The organism is Hymenobacter daecheongensis DSM 21074 (assembly GCF_900141805.1).
Lineage (GTDB): Bacteria > Bacteroidota > Bacteroidia > Cytophagales > Hymenobacteraceae > Hymenobacter > Hymenobacter daecheongensis.
The window spans coordinates 151,618-170,982 of record NZ_FQYN01000009.1 but is presented as its reverse complement, the minus strand read 5'-3'; the positions used below and the strand labels follow the sequence as shown (position 1 = coordinate 170,982).

Annotated in this window: 17 protein-coding genes; 13 read left to right on the top strand and 4 right to left on the bottom strand. The window is 60.7% G+C overall.

Annotated elements, in window-relative coordinates:
- Positions 1-6: 6 nt before the first annotated feature.
- From BUB62_RS16610 to mscL, 3 genes are all read right to left on the bottom strand, one after another.
- Positions 7-438, bottom strand: a complete 432-nt coding sequence (locus tag BUB62_RS16610) for a hypothetical protein (RefSeq protein WP_073112032.1) — start codon at positions 436-438, stop codon at positions 7-9.
- Between the two features lie 106 nt (positions 439-544).
- The gene (locus BUB62_RS16605; protein WP_073112030.1) at positions 545-1,513 is read right to left on the bottom strand and encodes a DUF3078 domain-containing protein; all 969 of its coding nucleotides are present in this window, start codon (positions 1,511-1,513) and stop codon (positions 545-547) included.
- Positions 1,514-1,590: 77 nt separating this feature from the next.
- A complete protein-coding gene (gene mscL, locus BUB62_RS16600; RefSeq protein ID WP_073112028.1) occupies positions 1,591-2,010 on the bottom strand; it encodes a large conductance mechanosensitive channel protein MscL in 420 nt (139 codons plus the stop codon).
- A gap of 249 nt (positions 2,011-2,259) precedes the next feature.
- Here mscL and BUB62_RS16595 point away from each other — a divergent pair, with 249 nt between their 5' ends.
- The 7 genes from BUB62_RS16595 to BUB62_RS16565 all read left to right on the top strand — a co-directional run bounded on the left by BUB62_RS16595 (position 2,260) and on the right by BUB62_RS16565 (position 10,432).
- Positions 2,260-3,048, top strand: a complete 789-nt coding sequence (locus BUB62_RS16595) for an enoyl-CoA hydratase/isomerase family protein (RefSeq protein ID WP_073112026.1) — start codon at positions 2,260-2,262, stop codon at positions 3,046-3,048.
- A gap of 111 nt (positions 3,049-3,159) precedes the next feature.
- Positions 3,160-4,668, top strand: coding sequence for a lipopolysaccharide biosynthesis protein (locus tag BUB62_RS16590; protein ID WP_073112024.1), 1,509 nt, complete (start codon positions 3,160-3,162; stop codon positions 4,666-4,668).
- A 91-nt stretch (positions 4,669-4,759) separates the two neighbouring features.
- Positions 4,760-5,194: a dUTP diphosphatase gene (gene dut / locus BUB62_RS16585; RefSeq protein WP_073112022.1), complete on the top strand. Its 435-nt coding sequence runs from the start codon at positions 4,760-4,762 to the stop codon at positions 5,192-5,194.
- Between the two features lie 148 nt (positions 5,195-5,342).
- The gene (locus tag BUB62_RS16580; protein WP_073112021.1) at positions 5,343-6,353 is read left to right on the top strand and encodes a sugar phosphate nucleotidyltransferase; all 1,011 of its coding nucleotides are present in this window, start codon (positions 5,343-5,345) and stop codon (positions 6,351-6,353) included.
- Positions 6,354-6,473: 120 nt separating this feature from the next.
- Positions 6,474-8,267: a tetratricopeptide repeat protein gene (locus tag BUB62_RS16575; protein WP_234988793.1), complete on the top strand. Its 1,794-nt coding sequence runs from the start codon at positions 6,474-6,476 to the stop codon at positions 8,265-8,267.
- Positions 8,260-9,027, top strand: coding sequence for a lipoprotein insertase outer membrane protein LolB1 (locus tag BUB62_RS16570; protein WP_073112019.1), 768 nt, complete (start codon positions 8,260-8,262; stop codon positions 9,025-9,027). The genes BUB62_RS16575 and BUB62_RS16570 overlap by 8 nt, the downstream gene beginning before the upstream one ends.
- Complete coding sequence (locus BUB62_RS16565; protein WP_073112018.1) at positions 9,011-10,432, top strand: murein hydrolase activator EnvC family protein; 1,422 nt, start codon at positions 9,011-9,013, stop codon at positions 10,430-10,432. The genes BUB62_RS16570 and BUB62_RS16565 overlap by 17 nt, the downstream gene beginning before the upstream one ends.
- Before the next feature lie 240 nt (positions 10,433-10,672).
- On the opposite strand, the gene BUB62_RS16560 is transcribed toward BUB62_RS16565, so the two are convergent.
- A complete protein-coding gene (locus tag BUB62_RS16560) occupies positions 10,673-11,635 on the bottom strand; it encodes a GAF domain-containing DNA-binding protein (RefSeq protein WP_073112016.1) in 963 nt (320 codons plus the stop codon).
- A gap of 330 nt (positions 11,636-11,965) precedes the next feature.
- Between BUB62_RS16560 and BUB62_RS16555 the strand changes: the two genes are divergently transcribed.
- The 6 genes from BUB62_RS16555 to ruvA all read left to right on the top strand — a co-directional run bounded on the left by BUB62_RS16555 (position 11,966) and on the right by ruvA (position 19,351).
- Positions 11,966-12,187: a Sec-independent protein translocase subunit TatA/TatB gene (locus tag BUB62_RS16555; protein ID WP_073112014.1), complete on the top strand. Its 222-nt coding sequence runs from the start codon at positions 11,966-11,968 to the stop codon at positions 12,185-12,187.
- Between the two features lie 14 nt (positions 12,188-12,201).
- Positions 12,202-12,579 (top strand): Sec-independent protein translocase subunit TatA/TatB, encoded by a 378-nt coding sequence (locus BUB62_RS19765; RefSeq protein WP_073112012.1) that lies wholly within the window; start codon positions 12,202-12,204, stop codon positions 12,577-12,579.
- 6 nt (positions 12,580-12,585) lie between these two features.
- A complete protein-coding gene (gene gatA / locus BUB62_RS16545) occupies positions 12,586-14,022 on the top strand; it encodes an Asp-tRNA(Asn)/Glu-tRNA(Gln) amidotransferase subunit GatA (protein ID WP_073112010.1) in 1,437 nt (478 codons plus the stop codon).
- Positions 14,022-15,992 (top strand): LysM peptidoglycan-binding domain-containing protein, encoded by a 1,971-nt coding sequence (locus tag BUB62_RS16540; protein WP_073112008.1) that lies wholly within the window; start codon positions 14,022-14,024, stop codon positions 15,990-15,992. The genes gatA and BUB62_RS16540 overlap by 1 nt, the downstream gene beginning before the upstream one ends.
- Positions 15,993-16,149: 157 nt before the next feature.
- Positions 16,150-18,414 (top strand): NADP-dependent malic enzyme, encoded by a 2,265-nt coding sequence (locus BUB62_RS16535; RefSeq protein WP_073112006.1) that lies wholly within the window; start codon positions 16,150-16,152, stop codon positions 18,412-18,414.
- 331 nt (positions 18,415-18,745) lie between these two features.
- The gene (ruvA, locus tag BUB62_RS16530) at positions 18,746-19,351 is read left to right on the top strand and encodes a Holliday junction branch migration protein RuvA (protein WP_073112004.1); all 606 of its coding nucleotides are present in this window, start codon (positions 18,746-18,748) and stop codon (positions 19,349-19,351) included.
- The last annotated feature ends 14 nt before the right edge of the window (positions 19,352-19,365 follow it).

Genomic DNA, 19,365 nt, shown 5'->3' with positions numbered 1-19,365 from the left:
AAAGCTTTAGAAAAGCAGAAACCGCTTCTTCTTTTTGTGGGTCAGGGGCTTACCTTTAGGGTCGATGCCGCCGGCGGGGCGACTGAGGCCGCGCTTCTGCAGCGCCGTGCCGCGCTTGTCTTTGAACTTGAGCACTGAAAAGCCACCGCTGCCTTTTTCCAGCTGCCGGGCCGGGCCGGCTGAGCGGCCGAAGCTGGTGTTGGCGGTGCCACCGCCGGCGCGGGCTTCCAGCACTTCCATTTGCTGGTCGCGCTTGGCCTCGTCGGGGTTCATGCTCATGCGCTGCTGCATGCGGGCCATATCCTCGCCCGAGACTTTGCGCGAGCGAGCCTGCTCAGCTTTGCGGCCCTTGCCTTGCTGCCCATTCACCTGGGCCTGGGCGGGCTGCACAAACAGCGCGGGAGCGACCAGCAGCAGTACGGCAATCAGCTTTTTCATGCGAAAACAGAAAGAAGAAACGAAGAGGAGAAAGCCGGCGGAAAAAATCCTACCGCTGGGCGAAGTCGGCCGGAAAACCGGGTGTCGGCGAAGATAGTTCAAATTGCTAAAACTTGTAGGTGAGCCCGATACCCAGGGTTTCCTTGAACTGAATGCGGCGGCCGCGACCATCGGGCACGCCGTCGCCGTTGCGGTCGAGGGGCACCAGTACGTCGTCGTCGTACACCAGATTGGTGGCAATGCTGCTGCTGATGAACTTGTTGACTTTGAAGCTGATGAGGTTTTCCCAGTTCACGTCGATGTTCTGCGGGTTGTGCAGGTAGTTGCTGAACAGGTCGAGCTTGGTCTGAAACACCACGTTTTCCCAGAGCGGCTTGCGGTACTTTATGTTCAGATACGCCCCCAGCTCGCTCCGAAACCGCTGGCCCGAGCCCGCAAGGGGGCGGCCATCGGGGCCGCGCCGGGCGGCCTCTACGCCGAACGCGCCGGCATCGGCCAGCGTCTGGTTGGCTACCACGGTAAACTTGCCGGTGATGGGCGACAGAAACACCGAAAGCTGGTCGTTGGGCTTGTAGTCGATGCCGACGGAGGCCAGAATGAAGGCCGGCGCGAAGAAGGCCGACAGCAGCGAGTCGGGCTTCTCAATGGCTTTGGTGGGCGTGAGCTGGGTTTTGACGTTGACCTGGGCGGCGTAGTAGAGCACCTTGGTAAACTGGTGGCCGTACTTGGCGTTGTATTCGAGCTTATCGTCGTTTTTGCGCATGCGGGCCTTGCCGGCTTTCAGCGTGCCGTAGAGCAGATCCAGGGACGTATCGAAGGTATTGTCGCCGCGGCGGTGGTGGGCAAACACGTTGCCGAGGGCCAGCACCGAGAGCGAGCTTTGGCCGCCCGGAGCCCAGTTCACCAGGCTCACCTGACTCAGGTTGAGCGTGCCCACGCCGCCGCGCCGCCAGCCCTGAGCGGTATCGGGGGCGGCAGCGGTGGTTTCGGAGGTTTGGGCACGGCCGGCCAGCGGCACCAGCAGCAGTATAACCAGAAAGCGCAGACAAAGGGAAAGTGCGTAGCGTTTTTTCATGGGGAAGGGAGTAAAATAAAGCCGGCCCGACCTCCGAAAAGAAGGCCGGGCCGGCTAAACTACTACGCTTGGCGCAACTAGCGGGTGCGCAGCGCGTCGCGGATTTCCATCAGCAGCGCCTGGTCTTTGGTGGGGGCCGGGTCTACTACCACCACTTCCGCCGGTTTTTTGAAACGGTTAGCGAATCTGACGATCAGGAACACGCAGAAGGCAATGATGAAGAAATAGATGACGGCGTTCAGAAACAGGCCGAAGTTGAGCGTGGCCGCGCCGGCCGCTTTGGCCTTCTCCATCGTGTCGTAGCTGTTGCCGTCGAGGGCATAGAACCAGTTCTTGAAATCGAGCCCGCCGGTGGCCAGGCCGATGATGGGCAGCAGAATGTCCTCCGTGAGGGAAGTCACGATTTTGCCGAAAGCGCCTCCGATAATGACACCCACGGCCAGATCGAGGACGTTGCCTTTGGCAACAAATTCTTTGAACTCAGAGGCAAATCCCATGTTCTCGCGGTGGTTTTAGTGAAAAAAAAGATTGACAGCGGGGGTAAATATATACATTCACCGATACGAAAGTCTGCCAGTCCGAACAAAAGTAAGTCAGGCACTTAGGAGCTGGCCGCTGGTTTCGACCAGCAAAGTATTAAACCGGGCTAATACTTATTTGGGGCCGACCAAACGCCCGCGCTGGCCCACCGGCACGGCTGCGGTTTTGCGCTATCTTTGCGCCCGTTCTTTCACGCTCCCGCGCTCATGGCCACTTTCGAAAACCTGCTCTACGCCCCCGACGCCGCCTCCGGCATCCTCACCATCACCCTAAACCGCCCCAGCAAGCTCAACGCGCTGAACGCGGCCACCATCGCCGAAATCCGGCAGGCCATGCAAGCGGCGCTGGACGACCCGCAGGTGCGCGGCATCATCATCACGGGTAGCGGCGAGAAGGCCTTCGTGGCCGGGGCCGACATTTCGGAGCTAGCGGCGCTGAACGACATCAGCGGGCGGCGGGCCGCCGAGCAGGGCCAGGAGGCGTTCTGCCTGATTGAGGAAAGCACCAAGCCCGTCATTGCGGCCGTGAATGGCTTCGCGCTGGGCGGCGGCTGCGAGCTGGCCATGGCCTGCCACCTGCGCGTGGCCTCCGACAACGCCCGCTTCGGCCAGCCCGAGGTGAATCTGGGCCTGATTCCGGGCTACGGCGGCACCCAGCGCCTCACCCAGCTCATTGGCAAAGCCAAAGCCCTGGAGCTGCTGCTCACCGCCGACATCATCAAGGCCGACGAGGCGCTGCGCCTGGGCCTGGTGAACCATGTAGTGCCCCAGGCCGAGCTGCTCGACTTCTGCCGGCAGCTGCTGGCCCGCATTCTCACCAAGGCTCCGCAGGCCGTGGGCATGGTGATTGACTGCGTGAATGCCTACTACGACAAGGAGCGCCACGGCTTCCAGACCGAAGCCAACCTGTTCGGCCGCGCCTTCGGCACCGAAGATTTCCGCGAAGGCACTGCCGCCTTTTTGGAGAAGCGCCCGGCGGCTTTTAAGGGCAATTAAAAGTTGAGAATTAAAAATTAAAAAGGTGGAGAGGGAGGAGTAGCAAACAGCCTGATTTCTCGGGCAGGTGGGCATTTTTTCCTTTTTAATTCTCAATTTTTAATTGAAAACATGAGTATTGCCAAAAAACTGGCGGGCCAGACCGCCGTGTATGGCGTGAGCAGTATTCTGGGCCGCGTGCTGACGTTTCTGCTGGTGCCGCTGTATACGAGCAAGTTTGCGGCCGCCGAGTATGGCGTGGTCACGGAGCTATTTTCGTACGTGGCATTCCTCAACATCCTGTTTACCTACGGGATGGAAACCACTTATTTCCGCTTCGCCCACCAGCCCGGTGCCGACCGGCAGGCGCTCTATAACAAGGTGTTCAGCCTGCTGCTGCTAAGCAGCGCGGTGCTCAGCGGGCTGCTGCTGCTGCTGGCCGGACCCATCACGCGGGTGCTGCACTATCCGCCGGGGCAGGAGCAATACATTGTGTGGCTGGCGCTGGTGATGGGCGTAGACGCGGCCACGGCCATTCCTTTTGCCCGGCTGCGGCTGGAAAACAAGGCTAAAAAGGTGGCCGCGGTGCGGTTTCTGAACATTCTGGTGAACGTGGGCCTGAACCTGTTCTTCATCGTGCTCTGCCGCGACGTGCACGCGGGCCAGTACCTGCCGCATCTGCGCCCGCTGGTGGCGGCCGTGTACAATCCTGATTTAGGCGTGGGCTATGTGTTTCTGGCCAACCTGATAGCCAATACCTTATACATTCCGCTGCTGTGGCGCGAACTGAGCGACTTCCGCTTCCGGCTCGATTTCGGAGTGCTGCGGCCGATGCTGAAGTATGCCTACCCGCTCATGCTGATGGGCCTGGCCGGCATGGTAAACGAGACGCTGGACCGGCCGCTGCTCAAGTACTGGCTGCCCGAGGGCTTCTACCCCGGCCAGTCGAACATGACGGCGGTGGGCATCTACGGGGCCTGCTATAAGTTTGCCATGTTCATGACGCTCGTCATTCAAGCCTTCCGCTACGCGGCCGAGCCGTTCTTCTTTGCTCAATCGACGGAGAAGAACTCGCCGGCCACGTTTGCCCTCATTCTGAAGTGGTTCACGCTGTGCTGCGCGTTTATTTTCGTGTTCGTGAGCCTGAACGCGGAGGATTTCGCGCGGTTTCTGCTGGGCCGGCCCGAGTACCGCGCCGGGCTGGATATCGTGCCCGTGCTACTGCTGGCCAACCTGTTTCTGGGCATGTACTACAACCTGGCGGTGTGGTTCAAGCTCACTGACAAAACCTATTTCGGCACCTACATCAGCTTCGGCGGCGCGGCCCTCACCATTCTGCTCAACTTTTTCCTGATTCCGCTCATCGGCTACATGGGCTGCGCCCTCACCACGCTGGCCTGCTACTTTATGATGGCCGTAGTGTGCTGGGTGCTGGGCAATAAGCATTACCCCATTCCGTACCCGATGGCGCGGCTGGGCCTGTGGCTGGCGCTGGCCGTGGCTGTAGTGGCCGTGGGCTGGCTGCTGCCCGTGCCGGACTATTGGCTGCGGCACGCTTTTCACCTGGGCCTGTGCACAGTCTTCGCCGGCCTCATTTTTCTGGTGGAGCGGCCCCGTAAGGCCGGATTGCCGGTGGCGTGAGGGCGAATCGGCCTTTCCAATCATACTTCGCCTTTCCAAAACCCTATCCCCGCGCGGGTTATCTTTGCTCGCCCAAACTGCCTTGTTGCCGATGCACATTCCCGTCCTGAACCGCTCCCGCCACCCGCTGCCCGAGTATCAGACCGCCCACGCCGCCGGCCTGGATGTACGGGCCAACCTCGCGGAGCCCGTTACGTTGAAGCCCCTGCAGCGCGCCCTCATCCCGACGGGCCTGTTTCTGGAAATTCCGGTGGGCTACGAAATGCAGGTGCGGCCCCGCAGCGGTCTGGCCTATAAGCACGGTATCGGCATCGTCAACAGCCCCGGCACCATCGATGCCGACTACCGGGGCGAGTTGAAGGTGCTGCTGGTTAATCTCTCCGATCAGGAATTCGTAGTGCAGGACGGGGAGCGAATCGCGCAGCTGGTGGTAGCCCGGCACGAAACGGTGCAGTGGCAGCCCGCCGAAACGCTAACTGAAACCCAGCGCGGCACCGGCGGCTACGGCAGCACCGGCGTGCAATGAAATGTTGAATTTTGAGGGTTGAATGTTGAATGAACAAGACGGAAATTTAAAGCAAACAGGGCCGGCAGCTCATCCAACACTTAAAACTCAACACTCAACGTCCAGCGTTTCCCCACATTCAACATCCAACATCTAAAATTCAACATTCATGAAGATTATCGTCCCGATGGCCGGCATGGGCAAGCGCATGCGCCCGCACACGCTCACCGTTCCCAAGCCCCTGATTCCGATTGCCGGTAAGCCCATCGTGCAGCGCCTGGTGGAGGATATTGCCAAGGTATGCGGCGAGCAAGTGGACGAAGTGGCGTTCATCATTGGCCGCTTCGGCGAGGCCGTGGAGAAAAGCTTGGTGGCCATTGCCGAATCGGTAGGCGCGAAGGGCACCATAGTGTACCAGGATGAGCCGCTGGGCACGGCCCACGCCATTTTGTGCGCCAAAGAGTCGCTCAGCGGGCCGCTGGTGGTAGCTTTCGCCGATACGCTGTTCAAGGCTGATTTCGTCCTCGACAGTTCCGCTGCCGGCACCATCTGGGTGCAGCGCGTGGACGACCCCAAGCCGTTCGGCGTGGTGAAACTCGATGCCCAGGGCCAGATTACGGACTTCGTGGAGAAGCCCCAGGAATTCGTTTCCGACCTTGCCATCATCGGCATCTACTACTTCCAGGACGGCCAGTACCTGCGCGACGAGCTGCAGTTCCTGCTCGACAATAACATTATGGACAAAGGCGAGTACCAGCTCACCAACGCCCTGGAAAACATGAAAAACAAGGGCACCACCTTCGTGCCCGGCCGCGTGACGGAGTGGCTCGACTGTGGCAACAAGGACGCGACGGTGTTTACCAATCAGCGCTACCTCGAGTACCTGCAGGAACGCGGCGAGGAGCTGGTGGCCACGTCGGCCAAAGTGACCAACAGCGTGCTGATTCCGCCCGTGTACATCGGTGAAGGCGCCATTATCACCGATTCGGTGGTGGGGCCGCACGTTTCGCTGGGCGCGCAGAGCAACGTGCGCAGCTCGGTGGTGTCTAATTCCATTGTGCAGCAGTCGGCTACGCTGCTGCATGCCAACGTGACCAACTCGATGGTGGGCAACCACGCCACCGTGACCGGCACCCCCAACGACTTGAGCCTGGGCGACTACAACACACTGCGCGTGTGATATTTTTCCGGCTCCGGATGTTAGCAGTAGCGCGGGTATCTGTCCGCAGAGTTGTTTCTTTGGGGTAATTCCTTTTTCAAACGGCGGCTTGTCGTCCGTGCTACTGCTTCCATGAGTCGAGTGAGGGTTCTTTTTTTCTTCGTGCTGAGCCTGCTGCTGGCCGCGCCGGGGTATGCCCAGCAGCCCGTGCCCGAGGCCTCTGCCCCCAAGCCGCTCCGGCTAACCCGGCGCGAGCGGAAGGAGCTGGCGCGGCGGGCCGAGCTGGATATTGCCCGCCAGCAGGTGCGCGTGCTTTCGGAGAAAGACCGTGAGATGAGCGAGGCCTTTTTTGTGGAGGGCGTGAAATTTGTGCTGCTCGAAGACTACAACAAGGCCCTGGAGCGGCTGCTGAAAGCCTACGCCCTGAACCCGACCAACGCGGCCATCAACTACAAGATTGCCGAAACCAACCTGCTGAGCGGCAACCTGAAAGATGCCACCAACTTCGCGCTGGTGGCCGTGAAGCTCGACACCAAAAACGCCTACTATTACCTGCTGCTGGCCCAGATTTACGCATCCCAGAAGCAGTACGACCAGGCCGCCAAAGTCTACGCCAGCCTGATCCGGGACGTGCCCGACTCGGGCTACTACCTTTTCAACCTGGCCGACCTGTATATGGCCCAGGGCAAGCTGAATGAGGCGCTGGCCACGTTTGAGCAGGCTGAGAAGCAGTTTGGGCCCCTGGATGAGGTGTCGTTCAAGAAGCAGCAGATCTACCTCAAGCAGAACAACCTCGACAAGGCCCTGCAGGAAGGCGAGGCGCTGATAAAGGCCAACCCCGACGAGGTGCGCTACGTCATTGCGCAGGCCGAGATGTACGCCTCCAACAACCGCCTGCCCGATGCCATTCGGGTGGCCGAGCAGGCCCTGCGTCAGGACTCCGACAACCCCCAGGCCCGCATGATTCTGGCCGATATTTACCGGCAGCAGGCCAATCCGGCCGAGTCGGAGAAGCAGATCAAGCTGGCCTTTGAGAGCCCCGCCCTGGACATCGACGAGAAGGTGCGCATCCTGCTCGACTACATTAAGCAGCTGCCCAACCCCGCGCTGGGCCAGACGGCCCTGGAGCTGGCCGCCATTACCACCCGCGTGCACCCGAAGGAGGCCAAGGCCTTTTCCATTGCCGGCGACATTCAGACCCTGACCGACCACAAGAAGGACGCGCGCGACTCCTACTTGAAAGCCATCCGGCTGGATAACTCCAAGTTTCAGATCTGGCAGCAGGTGGTGCTCATCGATGCCGAGCTGAACCAGGTAGACTCGCTGCTGCGCCACACCGACCGGGCCCTGGAGCTGTTTCCGAACCAGGCGCCGCTGTGGTACTACAACGGCGTGGCGCTGATGATGAACAAGCAGACGGCCAAGGGCATCAAGGCGCTGGAATACGGCCGCAAGCTGGCCCTCGACAACCCCGAGCTGCTGGTGCAGATTGACACCCAGCTCGGCGATGCCTACCACGAGGTGAAGGAGCACGCCAAGTCGGATGCGGCCTATGATGCGGCGCTGGCCTTCGATGCCAACAACGCGCAGGCCCTGAACAACTACAGCTACTTTTTGTCGCTGAGGGGCGAAAAGCTGGACAAGGCCAAGGAAATGTCGGGCAAGCTGGTGAAGCAGTTCCCCGACAACGACACCTACCTCGACACGTATGCCTGGGTGCTATATAAGCTGAAGGACTACGCCGGGGCGCGTACCAACTTGGAAAAAGCCCTCAAAACTACCTCCGACGGCACCGTAATCGAGCACTACGGCGACGTGCTGTTCCAGCTGGGCGAAACTGATCGGGCGCTGGCGGAGTGGCTGCGGGCCAAGAAAACAGGCGGGGCATCGAATCAGATTGACCGCAAAATCAAAGACAGTAAGCTTTATGAATAAGTGCTTTTTGCTGGTCCTGCTGTGGCTGGGCGTGGTACTGGGGGGCTGTAGCCCCAAAATTGTACCCGCCAATACCGGCCGGATGACCCCAGCCAAAGCCGCCGAAATGGTGAAGGCCACCAACGTGGACTTCCGGTATCTGAAGGCCAAAGGCAAGATAAAAGTGGACATGCCCGGCGTGCAGCAAACCGCCAACCTGAGCCTGCGCATGCGCAAGGACAGCGTGATCTGGCTGTCGGTGTCGTTGGGCATTGAGGGCGTGCGGGCCTACATCACCCGCGACTCCATTCAGGTGCTCAACTACCTGCAGCGCGAATACTACGCCGGCAATTTCGACTATCTGAGCAAGCGCCTGAACGTGCCCGTCACGTTTGAGCAGGTGCAGGCCGCGCTGCTGGGCAATTACATCACGGCCCCGGCCGGCTCCACGCCCACCGTGCTGACGGAAAATGCCAGCCAGAAAGTGCAGTTCAATCAGGCCAGCGTGCTCATTACCCAGCTCATCGAGCTGGCCCGCGGCCGCATGACCCAGCTCTCGGTAGTAGACTCGGCCACGCAGAACCGGTTTTCAGCTGATTATTCCGATTTCCGGGCCCTGGAAAACTCAATGGTGCAGTTTGCCTACGGCACGGTGGTGAAGGCGCAGCCCACCAAGGGCGCAGCCTCCACCCTCACCATCAACTACCGCAACGTCGACGTGGACAAAGAGCGGCTGGCCTTCCCTTTCTCGGTTCCCAAAGGCTATGTGCGCAAAAAGTAGCCGGGCGGTAGCCTCCCTGCTGGTGGTCCTGCTGGTGTTGGTTGGTCAGGGCGAAGCGACGCTGGCCCAGCAGCGCCAGCGCGCTAAAACCACCACCAGCCCCAAAAAGAGCAAGGCCCAGCTGGAGCGCGAGCGGCGGGCCAATCTGCGCCGCATCCGCGAAACCAGCCGCATTCTGGAACAGACCCAGAAGCAGAAACAGGCCTCGCTGGGCCAGCTCAACGCGCTGAAGGAAAAGCTAACGGTGCAGAAAAGCGTCATCAAAACCATTTCCTCCGAGCTGCAATATATCGAGTCGGATGTGCGGCAGACGGCCACGCAGGTGCAGCAAACCCAGCAGAGCCTGGCCCAGTTGAAAGCCGAGTATGCCCGGCTGATTTACGCCTCGTCGAAAACGGCCAATAGCTATAACCGCATCATGTTTCTGTTCGCGGCCGACTCGTTCAACCAGCTCATGCTGCGGCTGCGCTACATCCGGCAGTACTCGGAAGTGCGCCAGAAGCAGGCGGCCCAGATTGCCAGCACCCAGCAGCACCTGAGCCACCAGCTCAGCGGCCTGACGGTGAAAAAGCAGGAAAAAAGCTCAATGCTGACCACGCAGGTGGCCGAAAGCCGCAACCTGCTCACGCTCAAAACCCAGCAGGATCAGGTCGTGACGAAGCTCAGCCAGCAGGAAGAAGGCCTGCGCCGGGAGCTGGCCGAGCGCCAGCAGGCCGTGAGCCGTCTCGATAATCTGATTGCGGACCGCGTGCGGGAAGAAATTGCCCGCGCCGCCCGCGTGGCGCGCGCCAACGCGGCCCGCAAAGCCGCCGCCCGCGCCGCGGCCGCCCGCGAAAGCACGGCCGGCACCACCCCGCGCCGCCCTACCGAAACACCCAACCGCGCCAATGCCGGCACGGCCGCTGCCCCCGCTGCCGAAGCTCCGGCCGAAGAGGCCCCCGCCGAGCGCACCGACCGCGTGACGCTGACCCCGGAAACGGCGGTGCTTTCCTCCTCATTTGCCGACAATCGGGGGCGGCTGCTCTGGCCCGTGGGGCGCGGCTTCATTTCTCAGCGCTTCGGCCGCCACGCGCACCCGGTACTCAAAAACGTCATCGTTGAAAACCGGGGAGTGGATATTCAGACCAGCGCCGGGGAGCCCGTGCGGGCTATTTTTGATGGCAAAGTACTGACCGTGGCCAGCATTGCGGGCATGAACAACATCGTCATGATCCAGCACGGCGAGTATTTCACCGTCTATGCCAAGCTGCGTAGCGTGAGCGTGAGCGAAGGCCAGCAGGTGCGCATGCGCCAGCCCATTGGCACCGTATATACCAGCGCAGAAGGGACCTCGGAGCTGCAGTTTCAGGTGTGGCGCAACAGTTCCAACCTGAACCCGGAAAACTGGCTGAGCCGCAACCGCTAGGCAATAAAAAAGCACCGTACAGCGTACGGTGCCTTTCTGAGCTATGAAAACAAACTTAGCTACTGGCATATGCCCAAAACAGCACAACCCTGAGGCGTACTGCTAAGAATAGGACATTTCCCGATAGCATAATTTAAAGATAGGCTGTAGCCACTCTGATTACTATCAATTTTCGCCGAAAGCCGGCTTTTTCTCGGTGAAAAGGCCGTTTTGTTCCGCTGCCGCCTTTCGGTCTGCTAATCAGACTAGGTTGAGGCGGCTCAGCAGAGTTGCTTTGTAGGAGTTGCCAATCGGAATGGCCGTCAGGTTGCTGGCTGGCTCCCTGGTCCGGCCGTTGTCCACCATGGCTATATCGGTTTCAATGGCCGCTATCCGGTCGAGGCGCACAATGTACTTGCGGTGTACGCGGGCAAAGTCGCGTCGGGGCAGCTTGCTTTCCAAGTCCTTCATGGTGGTATACACAGTGTATCGCTCCTGGCTCGCGTAGATGTTCACATAGTCGCCCAGCGCCTCCACGTAGCGAATATCCGCCGTATTCACGCGCACCAGCTTGTGGTCTTGCTTAACAAAAATCTCGTTGTGGCTGACCGAATACAACGATTCAGCCGTCTCGTTGGCCATGCGCAGCAGCCCTTCAAGCTTGACTTTTTCCTGCTCCAGCAGCAGGCGGGCCCGCCGCAACTCCAGATGCGCTACCACCTCGCGGGCCAGAATGCGCAGCGCCTTCCGCTGGCCTTCCGTGAGGCGGTGCGGCACCGTATCGATAGCGCAGATGGTGCCAATGGCAAAGCCCTCGGGCGTGACGAGCGGCACGCCCGCATAGAACCGAATTTGCGGATCGTTGGCAACAAACGGGTTGTGCCGGAAAAAGGCATCCTTGGATAAGTCCTCTATTTCCATAATATCCTCGGACATCATGCCGTAGTGGCAAAACGACACATGGCGGGGCATACTCCGCACGTCGCCCGTCCCAACCGAAGCCTTGTACCATTGCCGGTCGGCATCAATGATGGATACCATGGAAATCGGCGTGCCGCAAATGAAGGCGGCCAGCTCGACCAGATCGTCGAACACGTCTTCCGGCGGAGTATCCAGAATATGGTAGCTGCGTACGGCCTCCAGGCGCGCGAACTCATCGTCGGACTGGGGCGAGGTATCCCTAACCGGATGATGGATAGCCGACTGGCGCGTTTTTGTAGGCATAAGCAATAAAAAGATAAGCGCGGCTGGATGAAAAGCTGCGGAGCGCAAGGGTAACTTGGGCCTTCAAAGTACGTCTTCCCAAAGGTGGGGCTCCACCCTTATCCGACAGAACGCCTTTCCGGCTCGGCAGGCTGACTTATGCAACCGGTGAACAAGGATAATGTTTGGTTAACAGCTATTTGCATCCAGCCGGAGCAGAAGCGGGGAAAGCCGGTTAGCGCCCCCTACGGAACCGTTTTGAAAATTATCGGGTATCTTTACCAATCCTGATCTGCGCTGCTCCGCGTATACTAGCCTTTGCACTCATAAAACGGCCTCAGGCCATTTCCAATGACACTTGCCTCGCTTTTTCTGATCGGCAACTTCGGCACCACCGAAATTCTGCTGATCTTGTTTGTAATCATTCTGCTGTTCGGGGCCAAGCGCATTCCGGAGCTGGCCAAGGGCCTGGGCAAAGGCATCCGCGAGTTCAAGGATGCCTCCAAAGACGATAAGCCCGAGTTTCATGACCGCCCCGTGAACCCGAACGACCCGAATCAGAACCGCTTGTAATTTCCCTTTCAGCCATGCAGACTCCCCTCTTTCTATTTCTAGGCGACCTTGGCGGCGGCGAAATCATGCTGATCATGGTCGTTATCCTGATCTTCTTCGGCGCCAATAAAATTCCCGAGTTGGCCCGCGGCCTGGGCAAAGGCATCCGTGAGTTCAAGGACGCTTCCAGCGAAATCCGCAGCGAGTTCGAAAACGCCGGCCGCCAGCAGCCCCAGCCGCCTTACTCGGCTACTCCGGCCCAGCAAGTACCGGCCGCGCCAGCTCCCACCGCCACCAATTATGCCCCGGATGCCCATTCCGAGGCTGCTACCCCTCTTGCATCGCCTATGAACGGCGGCACTACGCCGACTCAGCCCGAGCGGCCCCGGTTCGATCAAATGACTAACGAATAGCACCTCTTGAGACGGTTCAATTCTCTTACGGAAGTTCGCAGCGAGCTGACGGCAGGCACCACCACCTGTCGTCAGCTCGTGGAGTATTACCTGGATAACATCCAGCGCAAAAGCCACCTGAATGCTTTTCTGGAAGTATTCGCCGACGAAGCCCGCGCCCAGGCCGAGGCAGTAGACGCCAAGCTGGCGGCCGGCACGGCCGGCAAGCTGGCCGGTATGGTTATCGGGCTAAAGGATGTGCTGGCCTACAAAGACCACGCCCTGCAGAGCAGTAGCCATATTCTGGACGGCTTCCGCTCACTCTATACCGGCTCGGCCGTGCAGCGGCTTTTGGATGAGGACGTCATCATCATCGGGCGGCAGAACTGCGACGAGTTTGCCATGGGTGCTTCCAACGAAACGTCCTATTTCGGGCCGGTTCGCAATGAGATTGATCCGGAGCGTGTATCCGGGGGCTCCTCGGGGGGCTCGGCGGTGGCCGTGCAGGCTGATCTGTGCCTGGCTTCCATCGGCTCCGATACGGGCGGCTCGGTGCGCCAGCCGGCGGCATTTTGCGGCATCGTGGGCTTCAAGCCCACGTATTCGCGCATTTCCCGCTACGGGCTGATTGCCTACGCCTCCTCGTTTGACCAGATTGGCACGCTCACCCGCTCGGTGGAAGACGCAGCCTTGCTGCTCGAAGTAATGGCTGGCGCCGACGATTTTGACAGTACTGCCAGCCAGCAGCCCGTGCCGGCTTATAGCAACCTGCTCACGCCCGCCCCGCACTACCGCATCGGCTACATCCGCGACACGATGGAGCGGCCGGGCCTGAACCCGGAAATAAAATCGGCCGTGGAAGGCATGCTCGACTCATTGCGCGACCAGGGCCACGTGGTAGACGCGGTAGACTTTCCGTATCTGGATTTCATGGTGCCGACCTACTACATTCTGACCACCGCCGAAGCCAGCTCCAACCTGAGCCGCTTCGACGGGGTGAAGTACGGCTACCGCGCCCCGGATGCCACGGATCTGGAATCGTTGTATAAAAAGACCCGCGCCCAGGGCTTCGGCCCCGAGGTGCAGCGCCGTATTCTGCTGGGCACGTTCGTGCTGTCGGCCAATTATTACGACGCTTATTATACCAAAGCCCAGCGCGTCCGGCGTTTGATTAAGGAGAAAACCGACGAGCTGCTGCGCCAGTACGATTTCCTGGTGCTGCCCACCACGCCCACCACGGCGTTCCGCATCGGCGAAAACGAGAAGGATACGCTGGCTATGTACCTGGCGGATATCTTCACGGTACAGGCCTCGCTGGCGGGCGTACCGGCCATTTCGGTGCCGGCCGGCACCGATGCAGCAGGGCTGCCCATTGGCGTGCAGATGCTGAGCGGCGCGTTCCGCGAGGAGCATCTGCTGGCTTTCGCGAAGTCTGTAACGGAAACCCTAACCCCCGCGATGTGATGAAAAGGTCGTTGGCTCAGGTTGCTTTTCTGCTGCTGCTGGCAGCCGGTGCCTGCCCCGTGGCGGCTCAGACCCAGCCCGAGCTGACTACCGACCCGGCCAACGACACCACTCATGTGCAACTGCTGCCGCCACCCGATTCGCTGGCTGCCGCGCCGCTGCCCACCGCCGCCGACTCGGCCCGCCTGGTATGGTTGCAGACGCCGCCCGAAGTAAAGGACCTGGTGGCCGACCGCGTGAACTGCTTCGACACTGACGTGCCGCACGTGTTCAACAACACGGTGATGAGCTTCGTGACCTACTTCACGGTGCGCAACCGGGCCTATACCCAGCGCATTCTGGAGCGGCAAAACCTGTATTTTCCGCTGTTTGAAAAATATCTGGCCAAATACCACCTGCCCCAGGACCTGAAATACCTGGCGGTGGTGGAGTCGGCGCTGCTGCCCACGGCCCGCTCGCGGGTGGGCGCGGTGGGCCTGTGGCAGTTTATGGGCCCTACGGCCGGCGACCTGCGGCTGGTGCGCAACGAGTACATTGATGAGCGCATGAATCCGGAGAAGTCGACGGAGGCGGCGTGCCGGTTTCTGCGAGATTTATACCGGCAGTTTGGCGACTGGGAGCTGGTGCTGGCGGCCTACAACTGGGGTAGCGGCAACGTGCAACGGGCCATCAAGCGCAACGGCACCCGCAATTTCTGGGCGCTCTACCCCTCGCTGCCGAAGGAAACGCGCAACTACGTGCCCACCTTCACGGCCCTGCTCTACACGATGCAGTATGCTAATGAGCACCAGCTGCACTCCGAGGGGCTGAACTACCAATACCCGGAGCCGACCGATACGCTGCTCATTTCCGGTCGTAGCCTGGACCTGCGCAAGTTCGCGGCCCAGTTCGGGCTGGACTCCAGCGCCATTCTCAAGCAGAATCCGGAAATCTGCAAAACCTACCTGCCCGCCAGCATCCGCAACTACGCTCTGACCGTGCCCAAGTGCGTGAGCGTGGAAATGGCCGCGCTGGACCGCACCACTGTGCTGGATTTCTGCCAGGTAGCCCTGCCCCCTCCGGTTCCCCTCGCGCCCCTGGCCCCGGCCCTGCCCGGCACTGATTCGACCGGCACGCAGCTGGCTGCTACCGAAACTGCGGCTCCGGAAAAGGTCCGGCTTCGTCGCCTGCGCCACACCGTGCGGCGCGGCGAAACCGTGGCCGCCGTGGCGGAGCGCTACGAGGTGACACCCGCGCAGATCCGGCGCTGGAACGAGCTGCCGCGCAAAAAGGCGCTGGTGCCTCGTCAGCAGCTGGTGCTGTTTGTGCCGGTTGAAACACCAGAAGCCGCCCCGACCGTAGCCGTAGCCGCCGCGCGCAAGCCGCGCATTCCGGCCAAGCTGCCGCTGCCCGCCGAAAAGGCTGCCGTGACCATGAACACGCCGCCGAAAGCAGCCGCGGATAGCGAAGCCGTGGCTGAACCCGTAGTGGCCAAAGTGCTGACCACCCCGCGCGGGCTGAAAGCCGCACGAGAGGCTGCCGCAACGGCTACGGCCGCCAACAGTGCCGCGCCCGCAGTGGCCGACGACACGCTACCTGCCACCTACACCGTGCGCAAGGGCGACTACCTGACCAAAATTGCCCGGGAGCGAGGTCTGACGGTTACTCAGCTGATGGCCTGGAACAAGTTAAGCGCCGAAACCGTGGTGCCCGGCCAGAAGCTGTTATTCGCGGCTCCCGCCGAAACCGAGGCCGGCGCACTGGCGCAGGAAGTGGCCCCGCCGCCCGGCAAAGCCCGCCGCACCGCCGCACCGGCCCCGGCTGTCCCCCAAGTTTCGCGGCCCAAAACCCACCTCGTGCAGCCCGGCGACACGCTCTACAACATCTCCCGCCGCTACCAGGGCGTGACAGTGGACCAGTTGCGCCGGCTCAATAACCTCAAAACGGATGAGGTGAAGCCGGGGCAGAAGCTGGTGATTGTGCAGAGCTGATTTCGTTGTTTCACGCTCGAATTGCGCCCCGTGCCCAACTGGTACGGGGCGCTTGCTTTTTAGGCGGCAGGCTCTCTAAACTTTGATTCCGGGCAAATTCGCCCCAACTTGCTGAATAGAGCGCCCCCGCGCCTAGCCCACCTACTGCTGCTACTCCATGCTTAAAATAAACAAACAGGAAGCCCTCGACTACCACTCCCAGAGCCCGGCCGGCAAGATTGAAGTGGTGCCCACCAAGCCCGTGAGCACCCAGCTGGATCTGGCCCTGGCCTACTCGCCCGGCGTGGCCGAGCCCTGCCTGGCCATTGCGGCCAACCCCGACGACGTATATAAGTACACCGCCAAGGGCAATCTGGTGGGCGTAATCAGCAATGGCACGGCGGTGCTGGGGCTGGGCAACATCGGCCCGGCGGCCTCCAAGCCCGTGATGGAGGGCAAGGGCGTACTGTTCAAGAAGTTCGCGGGCATCGACTGCTTCGATATTGAGATTGACGCCACCGACCCCGACGAGTTTATTCGCATCGTGAAGTCGCTGGAGCCCACGTTTGGGGGCATCAACCTGGAAGACATCAAGGCCCCGGAGTGCTTCGTGATTGAGAAGGCCCTGCGCGAGCAGATGAACATCCCCTTGATGCACGACGACCAGCACGGCACGGCCATCATTTCGTCGGCGGCCCTGCTAAACGCGCTGGAAGTGGTGGGCAAGCGCATTGAAGACATCCGGCTGGTAGTGAGCGGGGCGGGTGCCGCCGCCATTTCGTGCCTGCGCCTGTACCGGGAGCTGGGCCTGCGGCACGTCATCGTATTCGATAAGGACGGAGTAATTAATAAGCAGCGCACCGATCTGGCCGAGCTACAGATGCAGTTTGCCACCGACTCGCCCATTACTACGCTGGCCGAGGCCATGCGGGGCGCGGATGTGTTTCTGGGCCTGTCGGCGGCCAACGTGCTGCCCGCCGAACTGCTGCTGCTGATGGCCGACAACCCGATTGTCTTCGCCTTGGCCAACCCCAACCCCGAAATTGCCTACGACGTGGCCATGGCCACCCGCCCCGACCTGATTATGGCCACCGGCCGCTCCGACCACCCCAATCAGGTGAACAACGTGCTGGGCTTTCCCTACATTTTTAGGGGCGCTTTGGACGTGCGGGCCACCGAGATAAACGAGGCCATGAAGCTGGCCGCCGTGCAGGCCCTGGCCGAGCTGGCCAAGGAGCCGGTGCCCGAAATGGTGAACAAAGCCTACGGCGACAACACGCTGGCGTTTGGCCGCACCTACCTCATCCCCAAGCCCCTCGACCCGCGCCTGATCATCACGGTGAGCACGGCCGTGGCCAAGGCGGCCATCGAGAGCGGCTCGGCCCGCCGGGTCATCACCGATTGGTTTGCCTACGAAGATGAGCTGCGCAGCCGTCTGGGCGTGAACCAGAAGCTGATGAACCGCATCACCTCGGCCGCCAAGGCCAACCCCAAGCGCGTGGTGTTTCCGGAAGCCGACAACTACAAGATCCTCAAGGCCGCCCAGATTCTGCACGACGAAGGCATTGCCCGGCCCGTGCTGCTCGGCAACCGCGAGAAAATCGACGCCATCGTCCGCGCCAACTCCCTCGACCTGGAAGGCTGCGAGATTATCGACATTCTGAAGGAGGATGCCAAGCGCGAGGAGTACGCGGCCCTGCTGTTTGAGAAGCGGCAGCGCCGGGGCATCACGCTCTACGAAGGCCGCCGCCTGCTGCGCGAGCGGAACTACTACGGCTCCATGATGCTGGAAACCGGCGAAGTGGATGCTTTCATCACCGGCCTCACCAAGGATTATGGCAAGTCCATTGTGCCCTCGCTGCAAGTAATTGGGGTGGAAGACGGCGTGCAGCGCGTGGCCGGCATGTATATTATTCAGCACAAGAAAGGCCCGTACTTCTTCGCCGATACCACCGTGAACATCGACCCCACGGCCGAGGAAATGGTGGATATCATCGGCCTGACGGCCCGCGCCGTGCGCTTTTTCGATGCCGAGCCGCGCATTGCCGTGCTCAGCTACTCCAACTTCGGCTCTAACGCCGGCGAGCTGCCCAGCAAGGCCCGCAAAGCCACCGAGCTGGCCAAGCAGCGCTACCCCGACCTGATTCTGGATGGCGAGATGCAGGCCAACACGGCCCTGAGCCCCCAGTTGCTGCGCGAGCATTACCCTTTCAGCGAGCTGGCCGAAAAAGGGGCCAACACCCTGATTTTCCCCAACGTGGTGTCGGGCAACATCGCCTACAAAGTGCTCCAGGAAATCGGCGGGGCCGAGGTGATTGGGCCGGTGTTGATGGGCATGCGCAAACCGGTGCACATTCTGCAGCTGGGCGCCACCGTGCGCGACATCGTGAACATGACCGCCATTGCCGTGGTGGATGCCCAGACGTACGGGCGGGCGCTGTAGGTAGCCCCCCCCTTGCCCAATGCCGCCGGTCATGCTTGATCTGGCGTCCGCTTGTCGAAGCATCTCGCCCGCTTCGTCGTAATCTCACCCCCAACCCCTCTCCATAAGAGAGGGGAGCCGGACAAAGCGAGCGAGATGCTTCGACAAGCGGACGCCAGATCAAGCATGACCGGTTAGGCGCGTGAAATCTGCCGGCTGCTGCTTTTCTTTTTTCTCTTCAATTTATTGGCCTAAAAGCCAGTACTTTTGGAATTGTAACCCCGCCCGCGCGTGTTGGCCCTCTGCCGCCAACCACTCCCTTGCGGCGGTTTCTGCTCCCCTATTCCAGCCTATGATTGCCTACATCGACGGTAAGCTGGCCCACAAAGACCCCACCATGGCCATTATGGACGTGAGCGGGGTGGGCTACGAGATTAAGATTTCCCTGGCCACCTATTCCAAGCTGCCCGCCGAGGGCGAAAAGGCCAAGCTCTTCACGTTTCAGCACATCAAGGAAGACGCGCACACGCTCTACGGGTTTCTCGACCCCAATGAGAAGGCCATGTTCATGCAGCTCATTTCCGTGTCGGGCATCGGGCCGGGCACGGGCATTATGATGGTGAGCAGCATGAGCGTGGGCGAAATCCGCCACGCCATTGTGCAGGAAGACGTGCGCACCATTCAGAGCATCAAGGGCGTAGGCCCCAAAACGGCCCAGCGCGTGATTCTGGAGCTGCGCGACAAGCTGCGCAAAGACGAGCTGCTTGCCAAGGCCGGCGTAGATACCGTGCCCATGGCCAAGGCGCACAATACCAACCGCGCCGAAGCGTTAGCCGCCTTAGTGACCCTGGGCTTCGCGCGCGCCGCGGCCGAAAAAACGCTGGACCAGATCCAGCACAAGCACGGCAACGACCTGAGCGTGGAGGGTTTGATTAAGTTTGCTCTTAAGTCTCATTAGATTTTTACGCGGCT